This window comes from Chryseobacterium herbae (assembly GCF_025154075.1).
Lineage (GTDB): Bacteria > Bacteroidota > Bacteroidia > Flavobacteriales > Weeksellaceae > Chryseobacterium > Chryseobacterium herbae.
Genome location: NZ_JAOAMU010000002.1, coordinates 412,162 through 425,560, shown reverse-complemented (window position 1 = coordinate 425,560; position 13,399 = coordinate 412,162). Strand labels below are relative to the sequence as shown.

Below are 13,399 nucleotides of genomic sequence, written 5' to 3'. Positions count from 1 at the left end.
AAATGATGAATTATGCAACAACATATCCTATCGGGACCACTGCAAGTTCCCGAAGAAAAACAGCAAAGGCAACTGCATCGGCAGCTAACAGAGTTCACCCAATGGATGAAACGGCCAAAGGATGCTGGAGAAGTCCAAAAAGACAAACGCAAATCAGTTCCCCTGAGCCAATTGCCAATGGTTTTCTAAAAACCACCTTTCTCCCAAGACTGAAAACAGGGCAATCCGTACAGGCTCGTCAGGAACGGGGAAAAATGGAAAGAGATTTTTATAAGTCTCTTTCCCAACTGGCCAAACATTATCAGATTGAACCAATACAGGTACAGGATTTTGAACACCCCTATAATATCGCCCTTTCAATTTCTGATATTCAAGAGAAACTTAAAAACAAAGTCATTCATTGGGATTCTGTCCGATTGGTACAGCAAGGCACAAAAGCCTTTCTTATCAGTGAAGAACGATACAATACCAAGTCTACCTTGTACTATATTCCGGTTACTCCCCTTTTTCTAATGCTAAAGGACAAGAGCAAAAAGAAATCTGCTCAGTTGCTATTATCGGTGTGCTGTTATCTGTATCATATTGCTGATATTCCTTATTACAGGCAGGAAGACAGTTATCTCTACTGGCAATATGAAATGCTTACCGATTGGATGCAGCAGGATGAAGATACAGAAGACACAAAGATTTATAGCGATGAAATTAGACAGGCAGAATGGATTGGTGAGAGGATGGAACAGAAATTATTCAACCGAAAAAATCTGGAAGTATTTAAACACCGTCTGCACCAATTTAAAAGCAAAGACGGTTTTGAAAGTGAGTGTTTTAAGGTGGCTGCAAAAGCCTATGAGCTGTACATAAGGTATCCCGAAGAAAAGTTTTTCAGAAATGCCAAAGCCTCCGAGTGGGAGCATGAAGATTACGAGAATGACAATATCCTTACCATTGAAAAGTACATTTCTTTTTATTCCAATAGCAAAGGGTGGCTTTCAGACAGTCTTATCGAATGTGTCAACAACGAGTTTGCGGAATATGGAGACATAGAGGAACCCACTATAAAAAAATGTTTTGATGGAAAACCATTAGTGGGCAACAGCCTTGATTTTGAAAACCGCCTGTTTACATTACTTGATGATCTAATTTATTTACTCAACACCTATACATTTCAAAGCCATGAATAATCAAATCGACCTGACAGATCATTTTGGACCGCTTTATTATCCGAAATCAGCCCTTATTTTTTATGAAACAAAAGGGCCTAATGCCGATCCTTATGTCGAAAATTTTGACATGGACAAAAGTGGCAATCTTATTAATGCTCACCCTTTAACAGTAAGAGAAGCTAATCAATTGGCAAAATCTTTAAAAATAACTGAGGAAAAACAGTCCTTTCTGAAATCACAGGGAATTATGAATACTAAAATTCTACAAATTGACCCCATACATAACGGTGTCGTGATCTGGTTTACCAAAGCCATGAACAGAGAAATGTTTTTTTCTGAAAAACTGGAAATTCCAAGCGGTAGAGCCTGCGCTCCCCCTATGCTATGGGTGGCTAACCGAAACAAACTTTTTGTGTATGCCCTTATATCTGACAGAAGGCCCACAGCAAAAACGATGCTCTACCATGCCCCCTATTTCAATGTATATGAGGATGGTGCAGTATGCATGGGAACGGTTGATGTAAGGATTAAGAAAACCGCTTCACTCGAAGAATTTACAACCGCTTGGGAAGATTATTTTTTTAATTCCTATTTCAGCCACCTGATGGAGCAGCACAATCCCATCAAAGGAAATTGTGTCAGTCTCTGGAAAAAGCTCATCCAAACGGGTGAAACCTTTCCAAAAGATGTACTCATTAAATCAAGCAGAACCTTAAAAGATTTGTTACGATGAAAACCACAGAAAAAAAGAGAGTCCATTTTACGGACAATTATCTTATTAACCCCACCAACCCGATTGAAATTAATCTTATTGGAGCTGGTGGTACAGGATCAAAGGTCTTGACCGCCTTAATGGAAATGAATCATTCCCTCAATGAATTGGGACACGCAGGACTATTTGTTCGGTTATGGGATGACGATATCATAACACAGGCTAATTTAGGAAGACAACGTTTTGCAGACTGTGAAACAGGGCTTTACAAATCAGTTGCTTTAATTAACCGAGTTAACCGATTTTCGGGTACAAACTGGAAAGCTGAGACCGCCAAATTTGAAAAAACACCTTTGGGGCAACTGCCCGAAAATGCATCAGCCACAATATTCATATCGTGTGTAGACAATGTAAAATCACGTTTTGAGATTGCCGGAATGCTTAGTGAATTAAACAATGGCAGGTTCTACCATAATAAGCCCAAATATTGGTTGGATTTTGGCAACAGCCAACATACAGGACAGGTGATATTATCCACCGCTCAGAAGATCCGACAGCCTGATTCCGAGAAATATGAAACAGTTGCTAATATGCCTTCTGTTACCGAGGAGTTTGGCGAACTCCTCAGAGCGTCTGAAACCGAGGATCACACGCCAAGCTGTTCACTGGCAGAGGCACTCCAAAAACAGGATTTATTTATCAATGCTACACTCGTTCAAATGGGTTCTTCTCTATTGTGGAGTTTATTCCGCAACGGGTTAACCGAGAACAGAGGCTTTTTTCTGAATCTGAAGGATTTTCGCTCCCAACCCATAAAAGTATAAAATTGAAGCCCGAAAATATCGGGCGGCACAAAGAAATTCCCTTCCAATTGGGAAAATCTTTGTGCGCGGAAAAGCGGTGCAACAAAATTAGCCAATATTTCCTTCCCATCCCGCCATCCTACTTCCGGAAAATTACCAAATACCGTTGCGGGTTTTTGGCGTGGGATATTCCGTATATCCCAGGTATTTTTTTGCAATGACTTCTTTTCTTTCCCGATAAAAGCGGCAAAAGAAAAAGAAGCAAAAGAATGCCGCCTGATTACAATGGTTTTACTCTATTTTTTCGTCCCAAAAGCTGTCGGGAAACCAAACAGCTTATCATTGTATCAAATCTTGATCCGCCCTCCTACTGGTAGCTGACAGTAAAAGTCAGGGTTCCGGAAATAGCACTTTCGCCAGTTCCATCTGTTTTAACCGAAATAGTACTTCCGGAGGCAATCCATTTTGCATAGCCGGGAACTTGTGGCGGCACAGGCGAAATAAGCTTGATATCCAACCGATGTAAAAAGCAGAAAGAACACTGCTCCGCGTAAGATCTGGAAACATCATGACTCATTGATGTAAGAAAACGTATCTGGTTTTCCGTGAGCACGAAATGGTCGTTTATCCACTGTTTAAAGCCTAATTTGATGGTTTCTGCTTCTATAAATAAAGCGGCATCAGGGAGAGCATACAATTGTGAGAGCATATCCTCAACGCCCACCCCTGAAAATGGGAATAACTGCATAATATGATTTTTTAAGGTTATTAGCTGAAAATCTGAATGTTAACCCAAAGTTAAAGAAAAAATAGTTTTTGTATATTAGTGCTTGCAAGATATTTCACTTAATCGTGTAATATAAAAACTAATTTATCATGGAAACCATAGCTTACAATAACAAAAAGCTACGCATTATCTGTGCATTTGTAGCCTCGTTTTACATCCTCTTTCACGGGCGGCCTATTAATTTGGTAGAGGCTTTCACCTCTCCAGGCTTTTACGTTGCACTAAGCGTCAGCTTTAGTATATCACTATTGCTGGTGTACGCTGTTCATGCAGTTACAACATGGCTGGATAAAAGATCTTCCTGGAGATCCGAGCCTGTCAAACGTTCCCTATTACAGTTTTTACTGGGTATTATACTACCGGCCTCAGCAGATCTGCTGCTTATTTCAATCTATTTTCATGCAATCGGGCAGAATATTATAGACAATGGCTTTTTACTTATAGATTTTCCCGTTATTTTTTTCTTCATCACTCTGATGAATCTTTATTATCTTATTCATTATCTATTATTAACAGAACCCAAAGTAAGTGTACTACAACATGATCAAGATATTCAGCATCTCAATGATAAAAAGTCAGCACCAACCCTACTCACTGTTGACCACAACGGACGCTTTTTAAGGTTCAATGCTGCTGAGGATATCTTTTATTTCTGCCGTCAGGGAAAGTATGTTCGTCTCATCACATTTTATGGAGAAGAATATCCGATGGATGAAACGCTGGGATCTCTGATAGAGCAGTTCAAAGACACTGATTTCTTACCCATCAACCGCTCGGTAATTCTCAACCTTACAGCTGTCAGAGAATTCACGGAAGGTGAGAAGAGGCACACACTCGAACTTGTATTTAAAGATAAATTTAAAAATCTTCTGGAACAGCAGGGTATGAATCAATTTGTCGTTACAAAAGAGCATATTTCCAAAATCAAGAAGAAATTGGGTAGCAATCCATAGAAATTTCATGTTATTTCACATCCTTTTTTGTATGTTTCGCACCCTTGAGATGTACATTACGCACCCGGCGCGAAAAAACAATATCTCCTATTAAAGGGAATTACATGGCTTTTCCGATGTTTTTTCGCACCCCATTTCGCAACTCCTATTGTTTTATACACCTGAACCTCAATACATTTACCATAAAGTTACTCGGCAACTAAACAGTAGTATCACCACAGTAGTAAAAAAACTTAAAGAGGTAACGGCAGATAGCCAATCATGCCGAAGCAATGAATCCTTCAGGGAGTAATTACGGTACATTAATTTAACCCTTTTCAGATCGTAAAAGTAACACATAGGCAGTTACCCTTGCCTATGCCTTTTGCCTCTATTCACGGCAATGACTTAAGCATTAACCCATGAGGTTATTGCCCAATATTAAACCACTAATAATAAAAATCATGAACAAATTAAAAACAGCCGTTGCAGCAATCCTTATTGCTGGCGGTACCCTAGCAGCATTTGCATTCAGCCCTGCTAAAACAGAAACAAAAACAGAAGCCACTGTGTATTATTGGTTCGAAGTAGGAAGTAATAATTATCTCGGTCAGGATACAAAAGCAAATATACAGGATGACCATTGTGGACCTGAAGGTCTGCAACCCTGCGCACGAGCTTATTCTGCAATTTCCGGTACTCCAGGTAACGAGGTTCCGGTAGGAGCTCAGGTCGATCAGGCTAGAAAACAATAATAACGAAGGGCTGGTCAATGACCAGCCCTTTATCTAGTTATTTTCAAGAATGATGACTTTTCTCGGTCTTTTCTCAACAACCATTTCAAGTCCGAATTTCTCCAATTCCTTAGACATCGCTTTTATATCATTTGGTGTCCAGGTAAATTCAAAGGATATAGGCTGATTAATATCCAGATCAATTATGATAGGCATGTAGCTGTTGCGGTTAAGTTCTTCCAATACGAAACCTTGCCAAGCTTTGTTTGCCTTATTTTTTTTACCAACAATCATTTTGCAATCCAAAAATCTTTTGTCATTTCCATTCAAGGGTTGGCGATATCCTTTCCCTACTCCTTTTTCTTTGATGACCAGGCATTTTATTTTTTTTGTTTCCAGACGACTTTTGAGACCAAAGTATTCATCGAGATCCCTGATCATATATTTTCCAAAGCCCCGTGTTGTGGTATCTTTGTACATCAAATCATAGCAGAAAACATTGGTAAAGGTTTTATAATCTGCCTCAGTTTTAACAGAGCTGGTGTCTTTTCTTATTAGTCTACTGGGCCTGTGCAGGTCACCAGATCCTAAACTTGAAGTATAGGCATTGTCGTAAAGCTGTAAAAAATCTATATTGGTAAAACTGGCACGAGCTATTTGATTCAAAGTATCTACCTCCAAGCTGCTCCCACCCCGAAATTCTAATCTCCTTTTACTGAGATAGGAGTATTTGAGTATTTTATCTTTGGTGGTGCCGTACCGATAGGTCATTAACGGATCTGTTCCCTGATGAAGTTTGGAATCCATCTCGTCCACTTTAACAGGAAGGTCGATCTTCTTTGCACTAATTAGTTTTTGAATATTTTCAACAGAAGTATTGGTTCCATCAGTAATAGCAGTTATTCTATTATTTTTATCAATCCACACCTGATGTGGAAACCCTCTTGCTGGAAAAATTTTTCGCAGTAAACTGTCATTAACAACATTAACAAATTTCAGGTGTTTGGCATCCAAATCCGTGGTGAAAAATTCTTCTACCTTCTTTTTATCTTCCCAGGTGACGAGAAGCAGCTGAAGATCATTTTTAAAAGCTTTCTGTAAACTGTCCAGGTGCGGCATCGCTGCTCTGCAGGAACCACATCTGATAAACCAGAAATCAAGTATCATGGCTTTACCTGCAAAATCAGAAAGCTGCGCACTTCTTTTACTATAATTTAGGACCGATTTTAATATCACATCGGGCATGGTGTCACCAACGGTCAGCGGTTTAATTTCCTGAGAATAAACAGGATTTATGAGAAGTAAGCATGCCATTAGGCATAGTATACTCAATGTTTTGATTCTATTTTTCATTTTAGTATCCAGGATTTTGAGTTAAGTTTTGATTGGTTAGAATTTCAGCAGAAGGAATCGGAAATACATTGGCTGTTGCTTTCCATGTTGTTTTCAAAGGCATCAGAATATCATTAAGGTGGCCTGTTCTCTTAAGATCAAACCAGCGATGTCCCCATTCTGCAAAATATTCTATGCGTCTTTCTTTCTGAATAGCAGCTTGAATCACGACAGGTTCTGAACTGCTGAAAGAAGTCCACGACGGATTAGCACGCTGCCTTATGGTATTCAAATCACTTAATGCCCCCGATAAATTATTTAAATAAACGCGCGCTTCTGCCCTATTAAAATAGATCTCCGGAAGTCTGAAAACAATACAATGCTCCGTCTTTACAGCAGCTCCCCGTACTTTGTACTTATACGGATAATAATAAGTGGTCCCACTTACTGACTTTGATCCGATCCAATGGGTCTTTCTTAGGTCTCCCGATTCAAAAGAATTGAAAAGGCTACTGGTGAGGTTAAAAGCAGGCACCACATTTGCCGTTGCCAGTGGAATAAAGCGACTCCCCTCAATGGTATTGAAAGTACTTGCATCGGGAAACGCCAACTCCCAAAAAGCCTCAGTGCTTGTCATCAGAAATGTTTTCGAAAGATCCGTTTCAAGGGAATATTGATTGGAACTTAAAATTTCGTTTGCCGTCTTCTCAACAAGTTCCCAGTTTTGTTGTTGGAGGTAGATTCGGTTAAGCAGTACGGTGGCTGTATAAAAATTGACACGCAATCTTCCGGCAGAAGGATAAGATTTGGATAATCTATCTCTTGCCTGCTGCAAATCGTCAATCATTGAATTAGTAATCTCTAAGCTTCTACTTCTCAAAGCTTTTGCATTGATCTCAAAGTCAGTCGTCTTTATAAGCGGTACATCGCCAAAGAGATTCACAAGATAGTAATAACAAAATGCCCGTATAAAATAGGCTTCTCCTAAAAGCTGCATCTTTAGACTTGGGGTAACTCCTGTGGATTTCTCTAAGCCTTCAATACAGGCATTGGCCTGATAAATGGTTTCATAAGGATAACGCCAGAAATCTCGGTATACAATAGAATTTCCACTATTTAGGGTATTGGTATAAAATCCAGACATATCAGCATTAGTTCCACTGTACACAAGCTCATCGGAAGCAGTGCTCAGATAGATGGTAGCAGCGCCATTCGAAAAGGCAGGACTGCTGACCACCAAACGGGCGTACATCCCCAATATGGCAGATGTCGCCGTAGCATCATCCTGGAATACCGTAAATGCACTGATCTTAGTAATCGGCGCATCAATCTCTACAAATTTTTTACACGAGCAAAAAAATGCAAACAGGACTAAAAAATATAATGATCTCATCTTTATTATAGATTAAGCTGTAAACCAATTGTATAAACTTTTAATGGGGGTAGTGAATAAAGATTCTGCGTTTCCGGATCAAAACCTTTAACCTTACTCCAAGTGAAAAGATTCTGCCCCTGAAAATACACCCTTGCAGATCCAAAAGAAAGTTTGGATATCAGATCTTTTGGAAGGGAATAGCTCAAAGAGACATTCCGTAATCGCACAAATGAAGCATCGCTGTATACCCGGTCAGAATATCCGATATTAGCTACGGCTGCTCCTGCTAATGCGCTATACTTTTCATATTGAGCATCGCTCCCCGAATTCTGCCATCGATCCGCAAGAACAATCGGCTGGTTCAGCATCATACCTGGAATACGGGCAAGGTTGTAAAGAGAATACAGGAAGTTTTTTCCGCTCTGTTTCCGATAGTCAAAAAACACACTCAATTCGATTCCCTTATACCGAAATGTATTATTGACCCCACCATAAATTTTCGCATCAAGTGATCCATTAATCATTAAATCACCAGCACTGTAGCTTCCGTTTCCATCCACATCTGTCAATCGGTACAGTCCTGTTTCGCGGTCTATACCTTCATAATGATAATTGTAAAGGCTATTAAGAGATCTACCCACTTTATAAAGTGAAGCATAGCTGGAGGTTTCAATTCCGGGAAATTCCAGTAATTTATTTTTAGGAAGGCTTGCATTGACAGCAAGTGTCCAGCTCAAAGAGCTTCTGCTTATCACATCTGCACTGAAGGAAAGCTCCCAGCCTTCATTCTGAACCACCGCAGGAAAATTCCTGATGATCGATGCAAATCCTGTCAGATAAGGCAGTCGGTAAGCGACCAGTTGATTGGAACTTCTATTGCGGTAATAATTCGCAGAAAAAAGGAATCTGTCATTTAAAAAACCAAGATCTACAGCAGCTTCCAGTTTTTTATTCTCTTCCCAGCTATAATTGGGGTTTGCCAGCGCTGAAGGACGGAGAGTTCCTATTCCCTGGTAGGTCTGTGAACCGGACTGCCAGCTGTCCAGAAACTGATAATCTCCAATCTGATCATTCCCCGTAATACCATAGCTTCCCCTCAGTTTACCAAAGCTTAGGGAGGAAAATTGATCCTTTAGCCACTTTTCCTCAGTGAAAATCCATGCCCCTCCTACTGCTCCGAAATTCGCAAATTGCTTCCCAGCCCCAAAGCGGCTCGACCCGTCACGTCTCGCGGTCAGGTTGATAATATATTTATTACCTATATTATAGTTGATTCGTGCAAATACAGCCTGATACCGATACTGACTTTTAGAATTAGAAGCAGCATTGATCGTGCTTGCAGCTCCAATAGACTCCATCAGAGCATCAGTGGTAAATCCACTGACGGAAATATAATTTCCTGAATTATCCTTTTGATGAAAAGTAGCACCCGTTAAAACGTCAAGCTTTCCCAGTCCCAAAGTTCCTACGTATTGCAATTGCGGCTCAATGTTCCAGCTGCTGTACTCATTCCAAGCGAACTGTGAAGAGCTGAGCTGAGTCTGGTCAGGAGATAAAGAACTCATGGGCATGAGCTTTATCTCTTTTCCCCCCATCCTATTATATCCCATAGCCATTTTCACGGTCAAACCGGGAATGATTTTATAGGAAGTGTTTAAGCTACTGACCAGATTTGTTGTTGTGGCTTTGTATGTTTCAAAAAGGTAACGGTAAGGATTTTCATAGGATGCCCCATTCTCTATCCATTTCAATTTCCGATCAGGGGTAAAAAAATCAGGCGTATTGGGACTTAAAAAAGTATAGTAGGTTAAATCAGTTCCTGCAGTTTTATTCTCCCCTGCCGTAAAGCTCCCTGAAAGGTTCATGGTAAAAAGATCGTCTTTCGAGCTGTGGTTAAGATTCATATTTACACTTCCTCTGGTATTAGGCATTGCACTAGGGAAAACCGAGGTTTCGCGGTAAAATGATCCACTTACCAGATATTGTATTTCTGAGGAACCACCAGAGACTGAAAGCTGCGCATTGGTCAGTTTTCCGTTTCCGCCAATCAGTTCTTTTTTGTAATCCGTATAACGGTTTTGGTCCCATGCCATCAGATCGGGAGCATCAGCGATCGTTGGTGATATATTAGAATTCACAAAAGCCTCCCTGCGCATTTCAAGGTACTGTGGTGTGTTCATCAATTTCATTGTTTTTCCGACCTCTGTAAATCCCTGATTGATATTGGCTGTTATCTGTATTTTACCTGCCTTCCCTTTTCGCGTAGTAATCAGCACCACCCCATTGGCACCACGCGATCCGTAAATCGCCGTGGCATCAGCGTCCTTTAAAATCTCAATGCTTTCAATATCACTGGGGTTAATGCTGTTAAAAGGACTTAGTGAGGTTCCTGTTACACCATTTGTTAACGCTGAAGGCAAAGAAGAAATACCCTGATTACCCGATGAAAAAGGAATTCCATCAATAAGAATCAAAGGCTCAGAACCTTGTGCCATAGAGTTTCTGCCACGAATTTGAATATTGAATGAGGAGCCAGGCACACCCGTAGACTGGCTCACCACAAGACCGGGTATACGGCCTGAAAGCGCCCCTAGTGGGTTACTGACAGGCTGTTTGGCTATATCAGCACTGGAAATGCTTCCCACAGATCCTGTATTCAAGCGTTTGGTGGTGGTACCATAGGCGATGATCTGGACTTCATCCAGCTTAGATTCTGATTTACTTAGGAAAATCTTTTCAGCATTTTCTATGCTGACTTCCTGCGTTATATAACCGATATAAGTAACGCTCAGAACCGCATCATCAGCGACATTTTGGAGGATATAATTTCCCTCACTATTGGTGGCTGTAGTTTGGTTAGTTCCTTTTACTGCAACCGTAGCGCCAGAGAGCGGTCTGCCATTTTCGTCGCTAACAGTTCCGGACATGGGCCTCGTTCTCTGTTTCTCTCTGTATTTAGAGTTGTTTTTAACAGCTGGTTTTTCTGTGACCACAATGGTTTTATCTACAATTTCATAGGTAAAAGGTAGCTGCTCAAAAAGCTTATCTAAGGCGGCTTTTACTGGCATATTGCTAAAACTCACAGTAATGGGCACATTTTTATCTTGCAGCTTTCCCTTATACCAAAATAGATAGTCGGTTTGCTTTTCGATCTGTTTGAACACCCGATGCATAAGGACAGCTTTGGCATCGATGCTTATATTTTGAGCTTTTACACCAATAGCAGCAACGAAGAAGGTAAAGAGCATCAATACCGCTAAATGGAAACTGAGGGGTATTTTTTTCAGAAAGCTGTTAAGCCATCTGTTTCTGGTATAGAAAGAAGGACTACCCCGCCAGAGATAGCCTAGTTTTGATAGAAAATTCATAAGTTTGGATAGGTTTGGTATTGCAATGGAAATTTAGTTTTGAAGGTCCTCCTGCAATAAGTTGATAAATTGGTTCATACTGATCGTTCACAAAGCCCACAATCCCCGGAGCATCCTCGAACAATGCTCCGGTTTTTTATAGTGTGGGTTTGATTAACTAAATCTAAAAATTAAGAAAAAACGATTACTTCATAGGCTCTGTGGTTTATAGGTGATACATTGGACTTTTATTTTTTCTGCAGGATGGTCAGGATCTTTTTGTTATTCTTTTTTTGTACCCTGCAATGAACGTTGCTCAATTCAAGGATGCGCAATACTGCCGAAAGATCTGACGTACGTTTCACTCCGCCATTAAAGACCTCTTTGGTAGGTACACCTTCATATTCTATCTCAATGTTGTACCATAGGCTGATCTGTCTTAATACCTCCTGAATCGGTGCATCCCTGAAATAGATCATTCCTTCTTTCCATGCCAGGGCACTCTGCATATCGGCCTCTTGAACTCTAAGTTTTCCATCAGAAGAAAGAGACTGCTGACCGGGTTTTAAGACCACCTCATTCCGCAAATGGGGAGCTTTTAAAGCTAAATCTTTGTTATTTTTGGTTCCATCCGATATTGATGAAACCTTTACCGAACCTTCTTCAAGGGTAGTCACAGTACGCCTCTGATCAGCATAGCTGCTTACATTAAAGTGAGTGCCGAGTACTTCGACCTCCTGTGTTTTGGTGAGTACAACAAAAGGACGGTTTTTGTCTTTCGCTACTTCAAAGTAGGCTTCGCCATCTACCAGCATTACCCTCCGCTTTCCTCGCGCTCTCAAGTTGGCAGAATACTGTAAAGTGGTAGCGGCGTTAAGCCAAACTTTGGAGCCGTCAGATAAGACGACTTTATATTCACCCCCTTTAGGCGTACTGATGGATATCGTTTCATTATTTTTTTTAGCTGAAATTGCTGTTCCATCGTTATAAGAAATGCTGTTTTCACCAATGACAATTCCTGACTGCGTATTATCTAACTCAATGGTTTTGCCATCTGCCAATGTCAGTCTTGCCTTATGACCACCTGGAAGAATATCATGGGCCTGCAAGCTGTGATCAGTGCTTGATTTGGTTTTGTTGATGTAATATAGGGACGAGACCCCAACGATAATGGTTACGGTAGCGGCAGCCAGTATTTTCTTCCATAGTAGCCTGGTGGATCTGGATTTTGTCTGGGATTTATCGATTTCCTCCCTGATATTAAGAAATGCCTGATCAAGTCTGCTGCTCAGACTTATGTTACCGAGCTGCTCAACAGCAGGTAATGCTTTCAGATGATCCAGTACCAATTCCATGAGCTGGTCCTGCTCGATACTGTCTTTTTGAAAATACCCAAGAAGCTGTTTCACCTCTTGAGGCGAACATCGATGATTCCGATATTTTTCCAGTAAATCCTGCAACTGCTCTTGATTTTCCAAAACGTTCTTTATTGGTAGTACGTTTGACAAGAACAATCCTACTATCGGATTGATAAATAATTTTTAAATGGTTCCAATCAGCCAAGCTGTGATGAAGGCAATGTAATTCTGCGAAGCATAAAAATACCTCTTTACACTGCGAGTGGCTTTGACCAGCTGATTCCCCACGGTTGAAACTGTAATGCCCATAATAGAAGCTACTTCATCGTAGCTTTTACCTTCCAGCCTGCATAAGGTAAAAATGGTTTTACGCTGCAAGGGAAGAGTTTCTATAGCCGAGTGAAGGATAGCCGTAGTTTCCTTATGGTATAAGGCGGTCTCAATGTGATCGTATAGCTCTGTGCCTCTTGCAATAAGCGAAGCCTGCAACTTTCGGTCATGAGCTGCTTTTCGGAAAAAATCCCGGACTAGATTATTAGCAATAGAAAAAAGATAGGACTGAAAAGACTTATCGGGATCTATATTTTTTCGGTGATTCCATATCCTGATAAAAACATCCTGTAAGATCTCCTGCGCCTGATCTTCATCCTTTACAAATCTGACAACCCCTATTAAAATACGTCTGCTATAGGTACGGTAAAGACTTTCAAAAGCATACTCATCCCCATCTCGAAGCCTGAGCAGCAGATCCTTTTCGTTGATGGAAGGTTGGGAGTTCATTAGATTAAGCTGATGTAAAGTTAAAGTTATAGAAATGTTTATGCATTCAGAAATTGTTGATTCAAATATTGAAAAA

11 protein-coding genes are annotated in these 13,399 nt (G+C 40.5%); 5 read left to right on the top strand and 6 right to left on the bottom strand.

All coding sequences use genetic code 11. The features are described from left to right. Positions 1 to 2: 2 nt before the first annotated feature. Genes N0B48_RS08095 through N0B48_RS08085 form a run of 3 tightly spaced genes read left to right on the top strand, consistent with a single transcriptional unit; the run spans position 3 to position 2,699 of the window. On the top strand, positions 3 to 1,181 hold the full coding sequence (locus tag N0B48_RS08095; RefSeq protein WP_259838128.1) for a hypothetical protein: 1,179 nt from the start codon (positions 3 to 5) through the stop codon (positions 1,179 to 1,181). Further along, positions 1,174 to 1,896 carry a prokaryotic E2 ligase family D protein gene (locus tag N0B48_RS08090; RefSeq protein ID WP_259838127.1) on the top strand — a complete coding sequence of 241 codons (723 nt, stop codon included), beginning with the start codon at positions 1,174 to 1,176 and terminating at the stop codon, positions 1,894 to 1,896. The genes N0B48_RS08095 and N0B48_RS08090 overlap by 8 nt, the downstream gene beginning before the upstream one ends. After that, positions 1,893 to 2,699 (top strand): PRTRC system ThiF family protein, encoded by an 807-nt coding sequence (locus N0B48_RS08085; protein WP_259838124.1) that lies wholly within the window; start codon positions 1,893 to 1,895, stop codon positions 2,697 to 2,699. Before N0B48_RS08090 ends, N0B48_RS08085 begins: the two co-directional genes overlap by 4 nt. A gap of 346 nt (positions 2,700 to 3,045) precedes the next feature. Here N0B48_RS08085 and N0B48_RS08080 read toward each other — a convergent pair whose 3' ends face one another. Then, a complete protein-coding gene (locus N0B48_RS08080) occupies positions 3,046 to 3,426 on the bottom strand; it encodes a hypothetical protein (protein ID WP_259838122.1) in 381 nt (126 codons plus the stop codon). 128 nt (positions 3,427 to 3,554) lie between these two features. Here N0B48_RS08080 and N0B48_RS08075 point away from each other — a divergent pair, with 128 nt between their 5' ends. Together N0B48_RS08075 and N0B48_RS08070 are read left to right on the top strand one after the other, a co-directional pair. Next, positions 3,555 to 4,418 carry a LytTR family DNA-binding domain-containing protein gene (locus N0B48_RS08075; protein WP_259838120.1) on the top strand — a complete coding sequence of 288 codons (864 nt, stop codon included), beginning with the start codon at positions 3,555 to 3,557 and terminating at the stop codon, positions 4,416 to 4,418. Between the two features lie 443 nt (positions 4,419 to 4,861). Continuing rightward, complete coding sequence (locus N0B48_RS08070; RefSeq protein ID WP_259838118.1) at positions 4,862 to 5,152, top strand: hypothetical protein; 291 nt, start codon at positions 4,862 to 4,864, stop codon at positions 5,150 to 5,152. Between the two features lie 33 nt (positions 5,153 to 5,185). Here the strand turns inward: N0B48_RS08070 and N0B48_RS08065 are convergent, their stop codons facing one another. The 5 genes from N0B48_RS08065 to N0B48_RS08045 all read right to left on the bottom strand — a co-directional run bounded on the left by N0B48_RS08065 (position 5,186) and on the right by N0B48_RS08045 (position 13,323). Next, positions 5,186 to 6,484 (bottom strand): TlpA family protein disulfide reductase, encoded by a 1,299-nt coding sequence (locus N0B48_RS08065; protein WP_259838117.1) that lies wholly within the window; start codon positions 6,482 to 6,484, stop codon positions 5,186 to 5,188. Position 6,485: 1 nt separating this feature from the next. Then, the gene (locus N0B48_RS08060) at positions 6,486 to 7,856 is read right to left on the bottom strand and encodes a RagB/SusD family nutrient uptake outer membrane protein (RefSeq protein WP_259838116.1); all 1,371 of its coding nucleotides are present in this window, start codon (positions 7,854 to 7,856) and stop codon (positions 6,486 to 6,488) included. Between the two features lie 5 nt (positions 7,857 to 7,861). Beyond that, on the bottom strand, positions 7,862 to 11,206 hold the full coding sequence (locus N0B48_RS08055; protein WP_259838115.1) for a TonB-dependent receptor: 3,345 nt from the start codon (positions 11,204 to 11,206) through the stop codon (positions 7,862 to 7,864). A 227-nt stretch (positions 11,207 to 11,433) separates the two neighbouring features. After that, entirely contained in the window at positions 11,434 to 12,663 is a 1,230-nt protein-coding gene (locus N0B48_RS08050) for a FecR family protein (RefSeq protein WP_259838113.1), read from the bottom strand. Between the two features lie 63 nt (positions 12,664 to 12,726). Then, positions 12,727 to 13,323, bottom strand: coding sequence for an RNA polymerase sigma factor (locus N0B48_RS08045; protein WP_259838112.1), 597 nt, complete (start codon positions 13,321 to 13,323; stop codon positions 12,727 to 12,729). Positions 13,324 to 13,399 lie beyond the last annotated feature (76 nt).

Excerpts from the sequence above, each read along its gene's own strand:
- N0B48_RS08060 (WP_259838116.1), bottom strand. The coding sequence starts at position 7,856 with ATGAGATCATTATATTTTTTAGTCCTGTTTGCATTTTTTTGCTCGTGT.
- N0B48_RS08065 (WP_259838117.1), bottom strand. The coding sequence starts at position 6,484 with ATGAAAAATAGAATCAAAACATTGAGTATACTATGCCTAATGGCATGC.
- N0B48_RS08055 (WP_259838115.1), bottom strand. The coding sequence starts at position 11,206 with ATGAATTTTCTATCAAAACTAGGCTATCTCTGGCGGGGTAGTCCTTCT.
- N0B48_RS08045 (WP_259838112.1), bottom strand. The coding sequence starts at position 13,323 with ATGAACTCCCAACCTTCCATCAACGAAAAGGATCTGCTGCTCAGGCTT.
- N0B48_RS08070 (WP_259838118.1), top strand. The coding sequence starts at position 4,862 with ATGAACAAATTAAAAACAGCCGTTGCAGCAATCCTTATTGCTGGCGGT.
- N0B48_RS08090 (WP_259838127.1), top strand. The coding sequence starts at position 1,174 with ATGAATAATCAAATCGACCTGACAGATCATTTTGGACCGCTTTATTAT.
- N0B48_RS08095 (WP_259838128.1), top strand. The coding sequence starts at position 3 with ATGATGAATTATGCAACAACATATCCTATCGGGACCACTGCAAGTTCC.
- N0B48_RS08080 (WP_259838122.1), bottom strand. The coding sequence starts at position 3,426 with ATGCAGTTATTCCCATTTTCAGGGGTGGGCGTTGAGGATATGCTCTCA.
- N0B48_RS08085 (WP_259838124.1), top strand. The coding sequence starts at position 1,893 with ATGAAAACCACAGAAAAAAAGAGAGTCCATTTTACGGACAATTATCTT.
- N0B48_RS08075 (WP_259838120.1), top strand. The coding sequence starts at position 3,555 with ATGGAAACCATAGCTTACAATAACAAAAAGCTACGCATTATCTGTGCA.